Below are 19520 nucleotides of genomic sequence, written 5' to 3' on the forward strand. Positions count from 1 at the left end.
TTAAAACAGCCTCATCATATCCTTAACGCGGATGAAACGTCTTTGCTTACTTGGATTCTTTCTCAGCAAAGCGACTCCAAAGGCGAGTTCAAAATGTGTCTTTATGCATTTGCACCACCCATGCACTCTCTAAAAAAGGGACATTTCTACTATTCCTTATCACTGTCTTTTAACTATTGGCTTTATTCTAACAAATTACTCCACCAGAATCAACGCTTTTTTAAGAGGGATGACTTTCTCTGCCCTCCTTATCTCAAGTTCGTTAAAGAATTTTTAACAACAGCAAAAGGTGTTATCTTTATTTAAAGTAGAATGATTGCCAAAACCTCCTAAAATACCCTATTATAGAGAAAGACGCTCAACTTAAAGACCTTTGATAAAAAGTTGACGGAATATCTGGAAATGAGGAACAACAATGGAAAATCAGTATCAATTATATGAACACAAAGCGCAATACTATGAAACAGATCAAATGGGCATTATTCATCATTCCAATTATATCCGCTGGTTCGAGGAAGCGAGAACTGATCTAATGGATCAGATTGGATTTGGGTACGATCAAATGGAGAAACGCGGAATTATTGTTCCTGTGCTTAGTGTAAATTGCGAATACAAGTCCATGGTCCGGTACAATGATCATGTTTATATCATTCCAAAAATTGAAGTATTCAATGGCATTCGTTTACAGATTTCTTATCGCGTTATCGACAAACAAACGAATGAACTGCGGGCTGTCGGCGAAAGCAAACACTGTTTTTTAAGCGGGACAAATCGGCCTGTTTCTTTAAAGAAAATAGACCCCGAATTATTTGAACTTTTTGATCGCTATACTGGAAAAGATTTCGATTCATTAGAGCAATGATTCATCATTACAATTAGGAGGCAAGCCAATGATCACTATCGGTCTGACTGGATGGAACGACCATCCTTTGATTGAAGTAAATCGAAAAACAAAACTGGAAGACTACGCTAGTCATTTTCCTTTTGTGGAGATGGACACTAGCTTTTATGCCATCCCTCCAGAAAAAAACATACTTAGCTGGCATCAAAGAGTACCTGAATCTTTCCAGTTTATTCCTAAAGCTTATCAGGCTATGACTCAACATAAAAACTGGTTCGATGATTTTCCCAGTGAAGAAGCGATGTTCTCAGCTTTTTTGAATCGTTTCGCACCTTTATTGAAAGAGAATCATGTGAAAGCTTTTTTGTTTCAATTTCCGCCTTACTTTGGTTGCACAACTGTAAACAAAGAGTATTTAAAAAAGATCAGAAATTGGATGAAAGATGCTCCAATAGCAATCGAATTTCGCAATTCTAGTTGGTACAGTGAGAAAAATAAAGAAGCTACTCTCACCTTTTTAACTCAGCATCACTTTATCCATACAGTAGTGGATCAGCCGCAAACACCAAACAACAGTGTTCCTTTAGTTGTAAAAAGTACTCATCCAGAGTTGACGCTTTTACGACTCCATGGAAGGAATTTTGAAGGTTGGCAAGGCAGCAATGTCCGCAACTGGCGAGAAGAAAGAACACTTTATGAATACAGCACAAAAGAACTCCAACAGCTCGCTGACATAGCTTTAACACTGGAAAAAGAAAGTCGTGAAGTCGCCGTTATTTTCAACAACAATTCCGGCGGCCATGCTGCGAAAAATGCAAAAAAATTGCAGTCCATCTTAGGCATCGACTTTTCTGGGTTAGCTCCTCAACAACTGAATTTATTTTGATCCTTCTACACCTAAAAGACTCCTTTTAGGTTACTCTCTCACCCATTTGTGTTTACGAGACAACTTATGAGGCATACGCTGGTTTACTTCTGACCGCTCAGCTTTTCTCCGTACCATTCTTTCTAACCGCGGGCGGTTATACCGTTGAACAAAAATAAGAGGCAAATTGAATAATACCGCATAACCAATCATGATCCATCCTGCCCAAGCCGGATTCCAAAAAAAGAATAAACCAGCCGGCGGAATCATAGCCCAGTGAGCCAGTTCGGCACGTCTGGTTTCAAGAGCAAACTTTTCCAGACTAGCCATATCAAAACCCTTTAGATGGGTCTTATCGAACCCTTCTTTAGTGATTTTAGTACCGTCAGGCAAGTAGGGTTTCCATGATCGAACTCGAAACACTTCTTGCCAGATTTCACCTTCTTTTTCCCAATCTCTAGTCCGGAACCAGTACGCTTTTTCGGCCAAAAATCGTTCAGGGACTCGTCGAGCCAACCAAGAAACAGACAAATGAATACTGTACCAAGCAAAAATGTCTACCGCTATCGTCAGCCAATTTGGTAAATGAATGAACTGCATTCTCCCTCCTCCTTAACTAAACTTTCAACTTTCTGCCCTTCCAAGTGACCGTTTTGAAAATGTGTGTCTGAATCATTGACCAGCTAAAAAGCACAATGAAAAAAAAGAAAAGGAAAGGATACCCTATCAATACTGAAAAACGGAACTGACCTACCCTGTCTGCAAACACCTTCAATTGGATCAAATAAAAAAGATAAATCGCTACCCCAAAAAACATGGTGTAACCTATGCTAAAAAATAATGTTGCAACTAAAAAAACTCCAGATAAAATACCACCAGATATCCAACAAATAATCAAAAACAGTACCTTTGGATTGGTAGCTTGAGAGGCCGTAGCAAAATTTTTTGACCATCCCTCAATCAACTGCTTGATTCCATCTGGATACATACGAAAATGAATCACTTTTTTCCCAGCATAAAGATGGATTGGAAATCCTGATTCTTGAAATTTCTTTCCTAGGACAAAATCTTCCATAATGGATCCTCGGATTATTTTATGTCCTCCAACTAGTTCGTACTGTTCTTTTGTACACATTAAACAAGGTCCAAAAGCCCCGGCTTCGACAAAACGATCGCCAAAAAACGTAAACGCGTTCATTCCAGCCAATACCATAATGTTAAAAATAATGGAGATCTGTTCATATAAAAACTTCACTTGATGATACGGCTGAACTGATAAAACTCCCTTGCGCCCTTGTCTTTCAAAGGTCCTCATGAAATGATGCAAGCTGTCTTTGCTTTCTAAATAAGTATCCGCGTCCATAAACAAAAGCCATTCTCCTGTAGCAGCTTCTGCTCCTCTAGAACAAGCAGCACCTTTTCCTACAGAGGAGTCGCTTGGTTGTTTCTCTATTATTTGAGCTCCATATGATTTAGCCACTTCAATCGTACTATCTGTGGAATTGTCATCTGATACGATGATTTCTTTAGGTCTGAATTGTTGCTGCTCCAAAGTTTTTAGTAAAATAGGCAAATTTTCTGCTTCGTTTCGAGCAGGAATAATAATAGAAAGAGATGGGTATTCCGTAAGATCTTTTGATTGATTAAATAAAAAGGGAACTTTGTAAAATACTGCCCATCCTGCCAACCAAGTAAAACATAAAAATAATACGCTTCCTATGACCACTCAAACGCCTCCTAAAAAAGTTTTTTTCGGAATTTTCTTAATAAATCCAATTGTTTTGAGCGATAAGGCGGGTATTGTTGAGAAAGACTCTTTCTATTCTTTTGCTCATAAAATACTTTTTGAAAGCTGAATGTTTCAAAGCTGGTTAAACCATGATAGCTCCCGAATCCGCTCTCTTTTAATCCACCAAACGGAATTTCAGCATGTGCAGCATGTCGGATCACTTGATTCAAGCTGAATGCACTGCTGCGAATCTCTTTCTCCAAATAACGAATCGTATCTTGATTTTCACTAAAAACGTAAGCTGCTAATGGGACAGGTTGCTGATTGAGTTCCTTCGTCAGCTCTTGGATCGAGGAGTAAGAAATAACAGGCATAATCGGACCAAATATTTCTTCTTTCATCATAGCACTCTCTTCAGCCAAATCAATTAATATCGTAGGTTCAACATAACGTTCAGCAAGATTGTAACGTCCACCATGATAGACAGTTCCTTGATTCAAAAAGCCGATTTGCTTTTTCAACTGTTCTTGATGGATGATCCGGCTATAATCCGGACTTTGTTCAGGATATTTTCCATAGAAAGCTTCAATACATTCTGCAGCCTCTGTTAAGAAATCAGTGTAAATCGATTCGTGCACGTAAACCGTGTCAGGTGCAATGCATGTTTGTCCTGCATTCACAAATTTCCCCCAAATGATCTGACGGATCGTTTCTTTAGACAATCCTGTCTCGTCAACGATACAGGGATTTTTTCCTCCGAGTTCCAATACCACTGGAATTTGCTTCTCTGCTGCTGCTTGATGAACGATTTTTCCAACTCGTTTACTCCCTGTAAAAAAGATGAAATCCCAGTCTAACGTCAACAGGCTTTCTGCCACACGGCTATCTCCTTCAATTACCGTTACTTCTTCTGGCTTAAAGTACTCTTTCACTGAGTCAGCCAATAACTTGGCGGTTGCAGAAGCAAATTCAGAAGGCTTTATCACACAGCTGTTTCCTGCAGCTAAGGTACCTATTACCGGCATCAAGGTTAATTGAAGTGGATAGTTCCAAGGGGACAACACGAGAATGGAACCGTAAGGCTGAGGACGCAAAACAGATTTAGCTACCCCGCTTAAACTGATATGAGTCGATTTCTTCGGTTTCATCCATTTGTTTAAGTTTTGAGTGACAGTATCGATTTCATTCAATAAAAGAGCTAATTCAGAAGTATAGCTCTCAATAGGAGATTTGCCTAAATCCCTATTGAGTGCCTCCATCCAAGATCCTTCTTTTTCGACCAACATTCTTTTCAACCGTTTCAGTCGATATAGTCGTTCTTTGTAGGACTGGTTTTCGTTTCTTCCAGAATAGCTCTTTTGGTTTTTTACTAAGTCATGATAATCTTCTACATTAAAATTATCCATTTCCCTCTTCCTTCTTTACAATCTTATCTCTCACTTGTTGCCCGCTAAGTGTAACCATTGGCATTCCGCCTCCTGGATTAACTGTTCCTCCAACAAAATAAAGGTTCTCATAAAGTTCGCTTTGCTTAGGATGTTTAAATCCGCGATTTTTTTTGCGATTAGATACTGTTCCATAAATAGCACCTTTATGCGACAAATAATTCTCTTTGATATCTTCCGGTGTCCACATATTTTCGGTTACGATATTCTTTCTTAAATCCGTCAACCCCATTTTTTCCAGCTTAATGAGGACTCTTTCACGAAACTCAAGATACTCTTCTTTTGTAAAAGGTTTTTCTTGCAGATGAGGTATATGAGGCAATACTTTGATATTTTCATGCCCCGGCAACGTTTGGTTTGGATCTGATTTGTTTACATTAACCAAATAAATCGTCGGATCATCAGGTAAAACACGTTCATGGAAAACTTGTTGGAAATTCTTTTGAGAATCATTCGAAAAGAAAAAGTTGTGGTGGGCTAATTGAGGATAATCGGCTTTCACCCCTAAGTGCAGCACTAGACCTGAACTAGCTGGTTCAAATTTATCTTCTAATTTTTCAACAAACTGATCATCTTCTTCCAGCAACTCTTCATAAGCAGGGATAACTTCCATGTTGGAAACAAAGTAATCTGCTTTTAGACTAGTTCCATCGTCCAATTCAGCCGCTGATACCTTTTTGTTTTCATCGGCAACTAATTTCACGACTTTTTTCCCTGTATGAAATTCAACCCCGATTTCTCTGCCCAATTTGACAATTCCTTCGGCAATACCATGCATACCGCCTGGGACATACCATACTCCTTGTTTGTGCTGCATGTAGGCCATCATGTTTAGAACTGCTGGAGCATCATAGGGCGAAGAGCCAACATATTTGATAAAATACGCCAACATGTCTCGGAACTTTTGATTGTGGACGCGTTTAGCAATTCCATCATACATGGAAGAGAAAAAGTCAAAACCTTTTATCGATTCTACTACTCCGTGATGGCGAATAACTTCCATAGTTTTATCTAATCCTTCAGCAAAATACCCTTTTTCCGTCACATCGTAGATTTGTTTTGCATATTCCAAAAACTCTTCATATTCTTCCATATCCTTGGAACTCAAAGCTGGATTTTCTTTGGCCATTTTTTCCAAGTCACCATACAAATCGATGATCGTCCCATCTGGAAAAAAAGAACGCCATTCGTGGTCCAAACGAACGGTTGGAATATAATCGTCCATCTTTCGGTTGCTTTCGGTAAATAAACGATCGAATATATGCGGCATAGTCAGTATTGAAGGCCCTAAATCAAACCCAAACCCATCTTGCTCAGCTCGATTCAGTTTTCCACCCAAATGATGATTTTTTTCATATAAGGAGACTTTGAACCCTCTTTGAGCTAAAGAAACGGCTGCGGAAAGGCCACCCAGCCCGCCTCCAATAACGACTACTGATTTTTGTTCTTTTCCCATTGTTTCACCCTCGCTGCAAGTTGTATTTTTCTGCTGTACTCTTCTTAATTGTCTTAGGAATTTAGCCCTCTGCTAATTGATTGAAGAAGCGTTTAGATTCTCGTTGTATTCTGTTCATTTCCAATGGTGAAACATAATTTCTGGTCTGCAGACAATTGTATTGATTTCTTCTGACTGCATTCAGTATTCCTCTGTAAACATCTGCTGATATCAGTACCGGCAATTGACTTTCTTTGTCAAACAACTGAATCTCTTTTCTAAATGAATCGTATAAACTCTCTGCTCTATGAGCTAAGTTTTCCCATATGCGGATAAACGAATCATTTACTTGACCACGAATCAAGTCTTCTTTACTAAATTTTTTTTGAGAGAGAATTTGGTTCGGCAAATAAACCCGCTTGTTGTCCTTCCAATCTTCTCCTACATCTCTCAATATATTTGTGATCTGCATAGCTACTCCTAAAGAAATCGCACTTGCTTTTGCTGCTTCTTTATTTTCTTTTGCTATGATAGGCAATAACATCAACCCTACCGTTCCAGCAACGTAATAGCTGTATTCTTCTAAGTCTCCTAAAGTTTCAGGAGAAACAAAATCAATATCCATTTTTTGCCCTTTAAGCTGATCATAAAAAGGCTCAATATCCATGTCAAATCGTTCAAACACATCTGCTAGTGCACGCCACATTGGAGTATCAACAGCATTTCCGTTTTCAAATGCTTTTAATTCATTCTCCAATTTAGTGATGTTGAGTCGTTGTTCTGCAGAATCTTTTACTGTATCTACTGTGTCATCTGCATATCTGCAAAAAGTGTAAATAGCATAAATTGCTTGCGCCTTTTCTTTAGGCAACTTTGAAAAAGCATAATAAAAGCTCTTCGAATGCTTTTTTATGATTTTTTCACAATAGAGATAATCTTCTTGCAAGGTCATTCCTATAGGCTCCCTCATTATTTTTCTCCCCCCGGGCTGTAATCTTTACCATATGATCAATGGAGTCAAAAAGTTGTCTTCATCAATCAAATAGGTAATTTTATTTGTCATCAAGCATTAATTCTTCAGTGGCGATTTTGGCTGACAGCAATACGATAGGAACTCCAGCGCCTGGGTGAGTACTGCTTCCTGTAAAGTAAAGGTTCTCACATTGCTTTGCTTTACTTTGCGGACGGAAGTGGTTGCTTTGCAGTAAATTCGGCTGCAAACCAAAACAAGCTCCGTTGTAAGCATTGAACTTAGATTCAAAGTCCAGTGGTGTAATGTAAGATTCAGAAACGATTTCTTGTTCTACGTTCTCAAAACCTGGCAAGTTTTTTAATGACTTCAATGCTTTCTCTCGGTAATATTGAGTGGTTTCATCTGTCCACTCATATTTAGCTGTAGACAATTCTGGAACCGGCATCAACACATATAAACCATCTTTATCTTTTGGTGCTAAAGAAGAATCTATTTTAGAACCCATATATAAGTAAATTGACGGGTCACTCAACTTGTCTCCACTAAAGATTTGATCTATATTTTCGTCTAGATTTTTTGAAAAGACAAAGTTATGCACATTTGAAACTTCTTCATACTTGCGATCCATACCTAGATAAAGAATGAAACAAGAACAAGAATATTTCATACTATCAATTTTTTTATCGGTGTATTTCCCTTTAGCTTTCGAATCTTTTACCAAGTTTTTCATAGCATAAGGAAAATCAGCATTACACATCACAAGATCAGACAATACTTCACGATCAGCTAACCTGATCCCTTTTGCTTCTTGGTTTTCAATCAGTATTTCTTGAACTGGAGAGTTGTAATGCACTTTTCCTCCTAACTCAAGAAATAGTTTTTCCATAGATTCTGCCATAGTATGCATTCCGCCCTTAATGAACCATACTCCATAAAGCAACTCAATCATTGGAATAATAGTATACAATGACGGTCCGCTCTTCGGAGACAACCCAATATAAAGAGTTTGGAAACTGAGCATTTGTCTTAAACGATCATCTTTAACGTATTTGCTGATCATATGGTCTGCACTGTCGAATGTTTTCAACTTCAATGCTTGCTTGATCGTGGAAGGATTGTAAAAATCTTTTGCGTTACGGAAAGGACGTTGTAAAAAATGGTCTTTAGCAACAATAAATCTTTCATAAATATCCGTTAAATAACGAAGAAATCCTTGTGCGTCTTTATCACTGATACCTTCCATCGTATTAATCAGCGAAACTAAATCGGAAGATACATCGAATTTCTCTTTACCATCATCAAAAAATGCTGCATACATAGGATCTAAACGCTGCATTGGAATATAGTCATCTGGATCCCGTCCAGTCAATTCGAATACTTCTCGATACAATTCTGGCATCATGACCAAACTTGGACCTAGATCAAAACGGTACCCGTCTTTTTCGACCACATTCATCTTCCCGCCTGGTATTCCTTCTTTTTCATATAAGGTAACCTCATAACCCGCGTGCTGAAGACGGATAGCACTGGCTAATCCAGCAACTCCCGCTCCAATAACGCTTACTGTTTTATTCTTCTTCATATTTTCCCTCGCTTATGTTTGTCTTAACAACTTTTTTCAAGTGAGCTAATTGTTCCGTACGATCCAGCTCTTGATTGATTTCTTTTAGATTATCTATCAGTTGATCTCCATCTACGTCTATTCGATTGCATTGCATGACTTCTTTCAAAATACTCAGAGAAATCGCTCGTTTTTCATTCCTGGATTTTTCTGTCAACGTCACTACAATGGCTCTTTTATCAGAAGGAGAAGTCTCTTTCATGATCCATCCATGGTCGACTAGACGGTTTAATATCGGATTCAGCGTGCCGATAGACATGCCTAAGCGTTCACCAATGTCTTTCACATAAACACTGTCGTCTTCCCACAACGCCAACAATACTAAGTATTGAGGGAATGTGAGTTCAAAAGGTTTTAAAGCCCGCTTGTACAGTTTTGAAAGTCCGTTTGCAGCCTTATAGACTTCAAAACACAATTGATCCTCTAGTGAACGGTCAAAAATCGATTCATCCATTCTTCTCTCTCCTTTTTCTTACGCTGTTCCTGTATTCCATACTTTGCATATTAGCTTTCGCGCAATGTTAACGTACCATCTTTCATCACATAAACTTTATCGCACTTATCAATTAGACGTTCATCATGAGTAACCATGATAGTAGCTTTTTGTTTGCTTTTTGTTTCTCGTGCTAAAATATCTACCACTTCAAAGGCTCTTTCTGAATCTAAACTGGCTGTCGGTTCGTCAGCTAAGATCACAGAAGGATCATGATACAAAGCTCGAGCAATAGCTACTCTTTGGCGCTCCCCGCCTGATAAATCACTTGGGTAGCTTTTTTCCAATCGCAAAACATCTAATTCTTCTAATAGGCTGTCTGCTTGTTCTTTTTCCATTTTGGTTTTTTCAACTTTATTGACTAATCTCAATTGGTCGCGGACATTTAAGAACGGAACCAAGTTGGAGGCTTGAAGAATAAAACCGATTTCTTTGAAACGCAATGCTGCTCGTTTTTTCTCTTCTTCTTCACTAAAAGGATTGTTCCGAATCAACACTTTGCCTTCAGTTGGAGTTTGCAGTCCACCGATGATCGTCAACAATGTGCTTTTACCTGACCCACTCGGTCCAATAATCGCAACAAACTCGCCAGCTTCAACAGAGAAATTAGTTTCTTTTAATGCTTCGATTTCTGTACGTCCTTCTCCAAAACGTTTAGAAACATTTTTACATTCGATTAATTTCATATTATTTCCCTCCTGATTTTACCCAATTGCTTCTAATGGATCAATTTTAACAACGGTTCTAACTGAGAACAAACCGCCTAAAACTGCTACAATAACTAATAAAGCAGTAATACCTGCTAAAAATAAAACATTATTTTGATACGGAACAGTAGCCGGCAATACCAATGATGTACCTAATGTTAATAACAAACCTGTTCCTACCCCTACGACAGATAGAATAAATGTTTGAGCAATAACTGATTTAGCAATATACCCCGACGAAATACCTTGAGCTTTCATAACTCCAAATAAACTAGATTTTTGCAACGTTAATACATAGATGAAAATACCGATAACTACTGCAGCAATGACGATCAAGAATCCGATCATTAGACCAAACGTCAATACTTGTGCGCTGTATCCTGGAATTTTATAAATATATTCACCGATTTCATAAGGGACTAAATCGTCATTATCAATCTGTACTCCAGATAAATCTTCTTCACTATCACGCACGATTACGGCACTGATTCTTCCTTCTTCAGACTCATCTATTCTTTCAAATCTAATTTCTTGAAAAGAACCGATCGTCGTATATAAAACTGGTGCTACGTTAAATTTCGCATTTTCTGTAAATCCTGTTACGGTCAGTTCCTTATCGCTCCCAGCCAGCTGAACGACGTCTCCGATTTCAATACCTTCTTCTTCATTTAAACTAATATCAGCTATGGCTTCATCGTTATTCGTAAAAGCCTCTCCTTCTATCAGTTCAGGCATGATAAATTCATCTGGATCGATTCCAAAAAAAGTGACATTGATTTTCGATGATTCTCCTGATGTCCCTTCTTTTCGAACGACTCCAGCTGTCTGTCCTAACAAAGCTGTTTCGTCTCCTGAAACATCTTCTGCCTGACCTAAAGTGATCATCGACATATTGATATTGGAATTTGATTCATCTGTCAAAACAATTCCATCAGCATCCCATTTGTCTACACTTGTTCGATTATCTTGAGCCAGTCCATATGCTAATCCCGTTAAAAAATATACTAAGTATGAGACCAGTACCATTACTCCAATAATTAATGCAAATCTTGTTTTTGAATGTTTAATTTCTTTCCATGCTAGAAACATGTTTCCATCTCCTTCATTTTCAGCTATTACTTTACTGATTGAGCATAGCATATATTAAATCGTGTACGATGTAAATCGAAATGGCTTGAGAAGAAGTATAACAAAATGTAACAATTTGATAAGTAAAAGTAATAGCAATAACGTGATTTTAGTAGTCTTTATCCTCTTTTCTAAAGCAACCAAATTCTGTAAAATAACGCTTTCAACTATCATATACATAGCTTTTTTATGGTATACTTATATTGTGAATTTTTTATTATAGGTATAGAAAAGTGAAATACTAGTTTCTAATTTATTGGAGGGAATAATATGTTGTCTATTCAAGATAAAAATATAAACAACTCCTTACTAAGAAAAAAAGAAGTGTTTCGAGCCTTTACAGATGATGAGTTCAATCGTATTTCGCACAGCATGCATTTTCGAAAATATAAAAAAGGGCAAGTACTGTTTGATGAAGGTGATCACCGAAATAAAGTATTTTATCTTTCAAAAGGTTTGGTCAAGTTAGAACGCTATGACGTTAGTGCTATATATATGTACACAGACTATATTAAGGAAGATAAACTATTTCCTTATGGAGAACTTTTTTCAAACCCTACCTACCGTTATACAGCTTATTGTTTGACAGACGTAGAGATGTATTGTATTCCTACAGAGGTTTTTGAATCTGTCCTTGCTGCCAATCCGCATCAAATGCTTCACTTTTATAAGAGTCTATCCTCTATCTTGAAAGAACATGAAGAGCGGATTCAGTTTTTGGTCGGTTCTAACGCCAGCAGACGAATCGTTAAAGTATTGTCTTTTCTTATGAATGATTTAGGCATCAGCGTTGGGGATAATAAAATCAAAGTCCCATACCCCATTACAATCTGTGAAATTGCCACAATAAGCGGCTGTTCTAGAGAAACTGTAGGCATCAAATTAAAACAATTAAAACAAATCGGAAAAATCGAATACAGTCATAAAGTGTTGACGTTTAACGATGTTCTGTATTTTAAGAATTATTGGGAAGAATGATTCAAAACAAAAAGAAACGCTTAAGAAAGTAATTTTCTTAAGCGTTTCTTTTTGTTTTATCCAGTTAGTATCAACCTAAGACTGCAGCGATCCCTAAGATAATGCAGCTGACGATAAATATCACACCGATTAATTTAGCTGTAAACTTCCACCAAGTGGTCAAATTTATACCTGCAATCGCCAATGCTCCCATAACTACTCCTGAAGTCGGCGTCACCAAGTTAACGATTCCGCTTGCTGCCTGATAAGCAGTGATAACGACATGCTCAGGTACATCAGCAAAGCCGCCTAGTGGTCCCATTATTCCCATAGTCGCAGCCGCTAAACCTGAAGTTGATGGAATCAAGAAAGACATTGGAATATAAAACACATACGTTAGTATAGAGAAGAATACTGGAGAAAGGTCAGATAAATTTTGTTCCCCAATATGCAAAATGGTAGCGGTGATCATTCCCTCGTTCATCACCACTTGAATGCCTCGAGCTAACGCTACTACTAGAGCTACTCCTAATAAATCTTTAGCTCCATCAATAAACGTAGAAACAATTTCCCCTTCAGGTATACGATAATAAAGTCCAATAATAATAGCCATCAATAAGAACAACATCGTAATTTCCATAAAATACCAACTGCCGAGAGGAACCAATTGTTGTCCTAATACAGTTCCCACAATGGGTAAATCTATCAACCATTGATTCAGTGTTTCAAAGAATGTCCAGTTTGGATTCAAAGTAGACCACGGAATCAATCCTAAAACCATAACGACAAAAGTCAGTGCAAAAAGAATCATGACAACTTTTTGTTTCTTTGTCATTTCTTCTTTAATATCTGCTACAGCGAATTTTTTTTGATTCTCTTTGTAGTCCTTATAAACCAGCGAATGTGAAGGTTCTTTTTGAACTTTAACCGCATAGCGATAAACAAATAACGTAGCAATCGCATATATCGTTAAAAAGAAAATCAATCGCCACAGAATTCCCTCTCCTGGACTTAGACCCAGAGCTTGAGACGCTACTCCTGTAGCAAACGGATTAACTGTAGAAGCCAATACTCCTACACCAGATCCTAACAATACAACTGATACAGCAACTAATGTATCAAATCCTACACCTATCATAACGGGTATGATCAGAGGATAAAAAGCTAAGGTTTCTTCCGCCATACCAAACGTTGTCCCACCTAAAGCAAAAATAAACATTAAGATAGGAATCAGCAATTTTTCTTTTCCTTTATAGTTTTTAACGATTTGAGCGATTCCGGTATCTAAAGCTTTTGTGCGATTGATAACCCCTAAAAATCCTCCAACCACTAAAATAAACAAAGAAACCTCGATAGCTCCTGGTGTTGTTTCTGTACCAATCATACCTTTGACAGGAGCCATAAAGATATCCCATAACCCTTGAGGATGTTGTTCCGTTACTTGGTAGCTGCCAGACAAAATGTTCCCTGCTTCATCGACTTGATATTCTCCGGCTGGAACGAACCAAGTAAGTATCGCGATGACTAAAATGATAAGAAACAATACAGTATAAGATGAGGGCATATTAAATCTTTTTTTCTTTTGACTTGCTTCCATAACTCATACCTCCTATTTTAACTCATTAAATTACCCTATTTACTATAACATCCTTAATGAAATGAACATAACAAGATTATCTATAGCAGCATTATTTTTTTCTTCACAGAAAAAAGATCACTACATTTTCAATACGGAACTCCACTAATTGATCATCACTGGAGTTCCGACAAAAACCAAAAACTTCCAGCTGAGTTTGGTCACATGGCTTAATCCATAACTGTAATAATCGTCCCTCCTTCTTCCGTCAGTACTCCTTGGATGTTTTCCAATGAAGTAATGATCGCTTTTCCTTCAGGGTAACCTTCAACAAATTGGATAGCTGCTTCCACTTTTGGCAACATACTCCCTGCCGCAAATTGATCTTCTTCCATATACTGTTTCATTTCTTTTACAGAAACCCGTTCTAATTTCTTTTGTTCAGGTGTGTTGTAATTCACAAATACGTTGTCTACTCCTGTTAAAATAACCAGTAAATCGGCTTTTACTAATTCCGCAAGCTTTTGAGAAGCAAAATCTTTATCGATAACAGCTTCTACACCTTGCACTTTATTTTCTTTTTGGACAACTGGAATTCCGCCACCACCGACAGTGATCGTAACAACACCAGAGTTTACTAGCTGGTTAATCACTTTATGTTCTTTGATGCTGATCGGTTTTGGTGAAGGAACAACCTTTCGCCAGCCACGCCCAGCATCCTCTTTGAAAACTGCATTTGAATGACTCATTTCCTTTTCTGCTTCTTCTTTCGTCAAAAAAGGTCCTATAGGTTTAGTCGGTTTTTCAAATGCTGGATCTTTTTCGTCTACTACTACTTGAGTGACTAAAGAAACGACTTCTTTTTCCAATTGTCGTTCGGTTAGCACATCGTTCATAGCATTTTGGAGCCAATACCCAATACTTCCTTGAGTCATCGCTACGCATGTATCCAATGGCATCGCAGGATTTTTTTCGCTATTAGCTGCTTCTTGCTGAAGTAATAGATTGCCTACTTGAGGACCATTTCCATGAGAAATGATCAGATCATCTCCATTTTCAATAAACTGTACTAAAAATTCTGCAGTGTGCTTTAAAGCTTGTTGTTGAGCTGCAGCGCTCGCGTCTTCAGACAAAATAGCATTTCCGCCAAGTGCTACGACGATTTTTCTTTTTCCCATTCTACATTTCTCCTCTATCAAAATTTAAAATGAACGAGTAAAAGAGGCTATGAAACAGTCACAGCCTCTTTTACTCCGTATACTAAACTTTTGGAATAAATAAGTTTCCTAATGTAGCAGCCATGATTGCTTTAATAGAGTGCATCCGGTTTTCTGCTTGATCGAATTGGCGCGCATGTTTGCTGCGGAATGCTTCATCCGTTACTTCCATTTCACCAACACCAAATTTTTCTTTTACCATTTCACCATAATCCGTTTCTGTATCATGGAATGCCGGCAAACAATGAAGCAATATGACATCATCTTTGCCTGTAGATTTGATCATGTCCATATTGATTTGATAAGGCTTCAATAAGTTAACACGTTCTTCAAACTTATCTTCTTCTCCCATAGACACCCAAACATCGGTATATAATGCATCAGCGTTTTTTACGCCTTTTTGAACATCATCAGTGATCATTAATCGACTGCCTGATTTATCCGCAAATCCTTGAGCCATATCCACGATATTTTGTTCCGGGAACAACTCTTTTGGTGATACGATGTGAACATTCACGCCTAAAATAGCTCCAGTGACCAATAAGCTATTTGCTACGTTATTCCGTCCATCTCCTACGTATACTAATGTGATTCCTTCTAAATGACCAAAGTTTTCTTTAATGGTCAAAAAGTCCGCAATCATTTGGGTAGGATGCCATTCGTCTGTTAATCCATTCCATACTGGAACGCCGGAATATTTGGCTAATTTTTCTACGTTTGACTGTTTAAAACCACGAAATTCGATTCCATCGAACATACCGCCTAATACTCGTGCGGTATCTTCTACAGATTCTTTTTTACCCAACTGGATGTCGTCTTTTCCTAAATATTCAGGCTTAGCTCCTAAATCAACAGACGCTACTGTAAATGCAGCCCGTGTACGAGTAGAAGATTTTTCGAATAACAATGCAATGTTTTTGCCTTCTAAATAACGATGAGGAATGCCTTTTTTCTTCATTTCTTTTAAATGCTGTGAAAAATCAATCAGATACATTAGCTCTTCTTTTGTAAAGTCTTTTTCTGCTAATAAACTACGTCCTTGAAATACATTTTTCATCATTTATGTCCCCCAATAAATTAAATTGTTATCAATTTAAATCTTCTCGTACAAGCGGCATACTCATGCAGCGTGGGCCCCCACGTCCTCGAGACAATTCACTTGAAGAAATTTCAATCACTTTTATTCCATGTTCTCGCAACAATTCATTCGACATATAGTTGCGGTCGTAAGTTACCACTACTCCTGGCGCAATGGCTAACGTATTTGACCCGTCATTCCATTGTTCACGCGGAGCTGCAATAGCGTCTCCACCACCACAAGGAATCAATGTTAATTCTTCGACTCCTAAAACATCCTTCAATGATTTCTCTAAATCAGTTTCGTGAGTGATTTTGACCTTGCCTGGTTCATCTCCTTTTTCAATAACGTAAACATCAATCGATCCTCCGATACGTAAAATCCCTGGATGAATAGTAAATTTATCATAATCCACCATTGTAAACACTGTATCTAAGTGCATCATTGCTCGAACATTCGGGATTTTAATCGCTAATATCTTTTCAAAAGTTGATCCTTTGCTGAACAGCTCTAAAGCTAACTCTTCAATAGCTTGAGCAGAAGTTCTTTGAGAAATTCCAATGGCCAGAGTCTTCTCATTTAGAACCAACTCATCTCCGCCTTCCATAAAAGATGTATGATTTCGATCACGCCAAATTTGAACGTCACTGCTTGCAAACCGTGGGTGATACTGCATGATTGCTTCCATAAACAATGATTCTCGTTGGCGAGCTTCAAACATCATTCGATTAATAGTTAAACCATTTCCCATAGAAGCAGCTGGATCTCTTGTAAAATAAAGATTCGGCATCGGATCCATGTAGAATGGGTAATCATCATCATTAGAAACATCCCTTAAATGATCAGATTCATCTTCTGTAAAATATGAACTTCCTGATCCTTTTTTCTCAACAGGCTCTCCGCCATCTTCAGCCACATCGCTTAAATGTTCTTGTTTAGTATGAACATCTTTTTTTCGAATACCTTCCATAATAGCAATGACCATGTCTTGGGTTTCCATATCCAATAAATAGTTTTTCAACCCTTCATATACGCTCGGCGACTCTATATTTGATTCGCTTAACACCTTCTCTACAAAAGTTTCTTTCGCGTTTCCAGCATCAATAGCCTCAGCTGCTAGTTTTTCCAAATATAGAACCTCTACACCATTGTCTTCTAGAGCTTTTGCAAATTCATCGTGTTCTTTTTGAATCACTTTTAAATAAGGAATGTCATCAAACAATAAACGCTCCATAATTTCAGGAGTCAAGTTCTCTACTTCTCTTCCTGGCCTCTTCAATAAAACAGTTTTTAATTTTCCTATTTCTGAATTCACATGAATAGGTGCTGTTATTTCTGTCATGTCATATCCTCCTCTTTTATCTTTCCACACTCCTATAATAGCGTTACCAACCACCATAAAGGAAATGAAACGTACAAACAAAATGTCGATTTGCTCACATTTTTAAAATGTTTTTTATAAATATACTTTTTTAGTATTAAAATTCATTTCTTTTTCATAATAATTGCATAAAAAATGTATTTATACAATTATTATGAACTATAAGAAATCGTTAATTTTTTAATGAGAAAATTAACAGAATTAAAGAAAGGGTGTTTTATTTCGTTTAAAGGCTTCACTGTAATGTTTTTTATTTTTTAGGGCTATTTTATCCTTCTGTCCTATCCTTTCATAACTTCTTTGAAACCCTAATAGGAGACAAAGAAGCTATACTGTATTTTTATTACTAACCAAACACAAAAAGCCCTTAAAAGAGAGGTTTGATACTCTCTTTTAAGGACTCTGCTATCATCATTGTTTAGCTAATTTGCTCATTTCATCTGCTACAAATTGAACTTCTGTACCTACAATAACTTGAATGTTTCGATCACTAACTTTGTTGATACCTGCAATACCTGCAGATTTGATTTTAGCATCATCAACAACAGTCATGTCATTGATTTCCAAACGTAAACGAGTGGCGCAGTTATCGATAGAAGAAACATTTTCTTTCCCGCCTAATCCCGCTAGAATCGTCTCGGCTTGTTTTCTAAAACGTTCATCTCTAGAGCTTGGTCTAGAAGACATGCTGTCTGTTTCGCTTTCTTGCATGTCTTCTGCTAATTCATCTCCACGTCCTGGAGTAGCTAAATCGAACTTAAGAATAATAAAACGGAACAAGAAATAGTAAACAGCAGCAAAAATTAATCCTTGAATCAGCAGCATATACGGCTGATTAGCCAACGGCAAATTGAATGACAATATATAATCCACTAAACCAGCTGAAAAACCGAACCCGGCTGTCCATTGGAAAGCAGCAGCCACAAATAACGAAAGACCTGTCAATACTGCATGTGTTACATACAATGCTGGAGCAGCAAACATGAATGCAAATTCTAACGGCTCAGTTACACCGGTGAAGAAAGAAGCAAATCCTGCTGCCATCATCAATGATGCTGTCGTTTTCTTTTTAGCTGTTTTAGCTGTATGATACATGGCTAAAGCTCCAGCTGGAAGGCCAAACATCATAACCGGGAAAAAACCAGCTTGGTACATTCCAGTAACCCCTTTTACGCCAGTACCTGCCCAAAAATTATTGATATCTGCAATACCAGCTACATCAAACCAGAATACAGAATTTAGTGCATGATGCAATCCTGTAGGAATCAGCAGACGATTGAACAAACCATATAGTCCCGCTCCTGCTGCTCCTAAACCACTGATTGTCGTACCAAAAGTAACTAATGAATTATAAACTGGCGGCCATACAAATAACAGCGCCATAGATACCAGCATCATAACAAATGAGGTTACGATCGGCACTAACCGCTTCCCGCTGAAGAAAGCTAATGCTTGAGGTAATTTGACATTGTAGAAGCGATTATACAATGCACCCGCGATCAATCCAGATAATATTCCTATAAACTGTGTCTCGATTTTTTCAAATGCTACGTTAACCTCTTCAATAGGTATACTTTGCAGCATAGCAACTGAGTCAGGTGCCAGCAATACGGTTACGACTTGCCAAGCAACCAATCCGCTTAAAGCTGCTGCTCCATCTTTATCTTTAGACATTCCCAATGCGACACCAACTGCAAATAATACTCCCATATGATTGATAAGTGCGCTACCTGATTTGATCAGAAAAGCAGCGATCACACTGTCTCCGCCCCAACCAGATGGATCTATGTAATATCCAATACCCATTAATATTGCTGCTGCAGGTAATACAGCAACTGGCAACATCAATGATCTGCCTAATCTTTGTAAGTAAGCCTTCATTTTTTTCCTCCAATATGTTCTAACCTAAGTGACCGGTGACTGTTTTTTTCTTCGCTCCTTTTGTGTAGTAAAGTAAATCACTTTCAAAAAATAAAATCGATGAATAAGTTCTTTTTCACGAGTATTAAATCTAGCAATAAATGCACTAATAACATTTGATTCATGTGATCACTTTCTAAATGAAATCATACCA

Annotated in this window: 17 protein-coding genes and 1 other annotated feature (1 of these 18 cut by a window edge); of the genes, 3 read left to right on the forward strand and 14 right to left on the reverse strand. The window is 37.7% G+C overall.

The window, feature by feature from the left end; genetic code table 11:
• Positions 1-172: a binding site (T-box leader), on the reverse strand (it extends 57 nt beyond the left edge of the window).
• A gap of 243 nt (positions 173-415) precedes the next feature.
• The gene (locus BM137_RS04020) at positions 416-862 is read left to right on the forward strand and encodes an acyl-CoA thioesterase (RefSeq protein ID WP_092479869.1); all 447 of its coding nucleotides are present in this window, start codon (positions 416-418) and stop codon (positions 860-862) included.
• Positions 863-890: 28 nt separating this feature from the next.
• The gene (locus BM137_RS04025) at positions 891-1727 is read left to right on the forward strand and encodes a DUF72 domain-containing protein (RefSeq protein ID WP_092479870.1); all 837 of its coding nucleotides are present in this window, start codon (positions 891-893) and stop codon (positions 1725-1727) included.
• Between the two features lie 30 nt (positions 1728-1757).
• Here BM137_RS04025 and BM137_RS04030 read toward each other — a convergent pair whose 3' ends face one another.
• From BM137_RS04030 to BM137_RS04070, 9 genes are all read right to left on the reverse strand, one after another.
• Positions 1758-2306, reverse strand: coding sequence for a glycosyl-4,4'-diaponeurosporenoate acyltransferase CrtO family protein (locus BM137_RS04030; RefSeq protein ID WP_177192491.1), 549 nt, complete (start codon positions 2304-2306; stop codon positions 1758-1760).
• 16 nt (positions 2307-2322) lie between these two features.
• Positions 2323-3432, reverse strand: a complete 1110-nt coding sequence (locus BM137_RS04035) for a glycosyltransferase family 2 protein (protein WP_092479871.1) — start codon at positions 3430-3432, stop codon at positions 2323-2325.
• Positions 3433-3443: 11 nt separating this feature from the next.
• A complete protein-coding gene (locus BM137_RS04040) occupies positions 3444-4841 on the reverse strand; it encodes an aldehyde dehydrogenase family protein (RefSeq protein ID WP_092479872.1) in 1398 nt (465 codons plus the stop codon).
• Positions 4834-6336, reverse strand: a complete 1503-nt coding sequence (locus BM137_RS04045; RefSeq protein ID WP_092479873.1) for a phytoene desaturase family protein — start codon at positions 6334-6336, stop codon at positions 4834-4836. The genes BM137_RS04040 and BM137_RS04045 overlap by 8 nt, the downstream gene beginning before the upstream one ends.
• A 61-nt stretch (positions 6337-6397) precedes the next feature.
• A complete protein-coding gene (locus BM137_RS04050; RefSeq protein ID WP_218147493.1) occupies positions 6398-7285 on the reverse strand; it encodes a phytoene/squalene synthase family protein in 888 nt (295 codons plus the stop codon).
• An 82-nt stretch (positions 7286-7367) separates the two neighbouring features.
• A complete protein-coding gene (locus BM137_RS04055; protein WP_092479875.1) occupies positions 7368-8870 on the reverse strand; it encodes a phytoene desaturase family protein in 1503 nt (500 codons plus the stop codon).
• The gene (locus tag BM137_RS04060; protein ID WP_092479876.1) at positions 8857-9363 is read right to left on the reverse strand and encodes a MarR family winged helix-turn-helix transcriptional regulator; all 507 of its coding nucleotides are present in this window, start codon (positions 9361-9363) and stop codon (positions 8857-8859) included. The genes BM137_RS04055 and BM137_RS04060 overlap by 14 nt, the downstream gene beginning before the upstream one ends.
• A 50-nt stretch (positions 9364-9413) precedes the next feature.
• Positions 9414-10088 carry an ABC transporter ATP-binding protein gene (locus BM137_RS04065; RefSeq protein ID WP_092479877.1) on the reverse strand — a complete coding sequence of 225 codons (675 nt, stop codon included), beginning with the start codon at positions 10086-10088 and terminating at the stop codon, positions 9414-9416.
• An 18-nt stretch (positions 10089-10106) separates the two neighbouring features.
• Positions 10107-11198 carry an ABC transporter permease gene (locus tag BM137_RS04070; RefSeq protein ID WP_092479878.1) on the reverse strand — a complete coding sequence of 364 codons (1092 nt, stop codon included), beginning with the start codon at positions 11196-11198 and terminating at the stop codon, positions 10107-10109.
• A gap of 309 nt (positions 11199-11507) precedes the next feature.
• Between BM137_RS04070 and BM137_RS04075 the strand changes: the two genes are divergently transcribed.
• Positions 11508-12215, forward strand: a complete 708-nt coding sequence (locus tag BM137_RS04075; protein ID WP_092479879.1) for a Crp/Fnr family transcriptional regulator — start codon at positions 11508-11510, stop codon at positions 12213-12215.
• A gap of 70 nt (positions 12216-12285) precedes the next feature.
• On the opposite strand, the gene BM137_RS04080 is transcribed toward BM137_RS04075, so the two are convergent.
• The 5 genes from BM137_RS04080 to nagE all read right to left on the reverse strand — a co-directional run bounded on the left by BM137_RS04080 (position 12286) and on the right by nagE (position 19327).
• On the reverse strand, positions 12286-13791 hold the full coding sequence (locus tag BM137_RS04080) for a YfcC family protein (RefSeq protein ID WP_092479880.1): 1506 nt from the start codon (positions 13789-13791) through the stop codon (positions 12286-12288).
• A gap of 209 nt (positions 13792-14000) precedes the next feature.
• Positions 14001-14948 (reverse strand): carbamate kinase, encoded by a 948-nt coding sequence (arcC, locus tag BM137_RS04085; protein WP_092479881.1) that lies wholly within the window; start codon positions 14946-14948, stop codon positions 14001-14003.
• Between the two features lie 82 nt (positions 14949-15030).
• On the reverse strand, positions 15031-16047 hold the full coding sequence (argF, locus tag BM137_RS04090; RefSeq protein WP_177192492.1) for an ornithine carbamoyltransferase: 1017 nt from the start codon (positions 16045-16047) through the stop codon (positions 15031-15033).
• A gap of 28 nt (positions 16048-16075) precedes the next feature.
• Entirely contained in the window at positions 16076-17398 is a 1323-nt protein-coding gene (locus tag BM137_RS04095; RefSeq protein ID WP_092479910.1) for an arginine deiminase, read from the reverse strand.
• 459 nt (positions 17399-17857) lie between these two features.
• A complete protein-coding gene (gene nagE / locus BM137_RS04100) occupies positions 17858-19327 on the reverse strand; it encodes an N-acetylglucosamine-specific PTS transporter subunit IIBC (protein WP_092479882.1) in 1470 nt (489 codons plus the stop codon).
• Positions 19328-19520: the final 193 nt, after the last annotated feature.

The sequence above is a fragment of the Desemzia incerta genome, from assembly GCF_900115825.1.
In the GTDB taxonomy this organism is placed as follows: domain Bacteria; phylum Bacillota; class Bacilli; order Lactobacillales; family Carnobacteriaceae; genus Desemzia; species Desemzia incerta.

Coding starts and splice junctions, on each gene's coding strand:
- BM137_RS04030 (WP_177192491.1), bottom strand. CDS start 2,306: ATGCAGTTCATTCATTTACCAAATTGGCTGACGATAGCGGTAGACATT.
- BM137_RS04080 (WP_092479880.1), bottom strand. CDS start 13,791: ATGGAAGCAAGTCAAAAGAAAAAAAGATTTAATATGCCCTCATCTTAT.
- BM137_RS04060 (WP_092479876.1), bottom strand. CDS start 9,363: ATGGATGAATCGATTTTTGACCGTTCACTAGAGGATCAATTGTGTTTT.
- BM137_RS04025 (WP_092479870.1), top strand. CDS start 891: ATGATCACTATCGGTCTGACTGGATGGAACGACCATCCTTTGATTGAA.
- nagE (WP_092479882.1), bottom strand. CDS start 19,327: ATGAAGGCTTACTTACAAAGATTAGGCAGATCATTGATGTTGCCAGTT.
- BM137_RS04055 (WP_092479875.1), bottom strand. CDS start 8,870: ATGAAGAAGAATAAAACAGTAAGCGTTATTGGAGCGGGAGTTGCTGGA.
- BM137_RS04075 (WP_092479879.1), top strand. CDS start 11,508: ATGTTGTCTATTCAAGATAAAAATATAAACAACTCCTTACTAAGAAAA.
- argF (WP_177192492.1), bottom strand. CDS start 16,047: ATGATGAAAAATGTATTTCAAGGACGTAGTTTATTAGCAGAAAAAGAC.
- BM137_RS04070 (WP_092479878.1), bottom strand. CDS start 11,198: ATGTTTCTAGCATGGAAAGAAATTAAACATTCAAAAACAAGATTTGCA.
- arcC (WP_092479881.1), bottom strand. CDS start 14,948: ATGGGAAAAAGAAAAATCGTCGTAGCACTTGGCGGAAATGCTATTTTG.
- BM137_RS04065 (WP_092479877.1), bottom strand. CDS start 10,088: ATGAAATTAATCGAATGTAAAAATGTTTCTAAACGTTTTGGAGAAGGA.
- BM137_RS04045 (WP_092479873.1), bottom strand. CDS start 6,336: ATGGGAAAAGAACAAAAATCAGTAGTCGTTATTGGAGGCGGGCTGGGT.
- BM137_RS04020 (WP_092479869.1), top strand. CDS start 416: ATGGAAAATCAGTATCAATTATATGAACACAAAGCGCAATACTATGAA.
- BM137_RS04050 (WP_218147493.1), bottom strand. CDS start 7,285: ATGAGGGAGCCTATAGGAATGACCTTGCAAGAAGATTATCTCTATTGT.
- BM137_RS04040 (WP_092479872.1), bottom strand. CDS start 4,841: ATGGATAATTTTAATGTAGAAGATTATCATGACTTAGTAAAAAACCAA.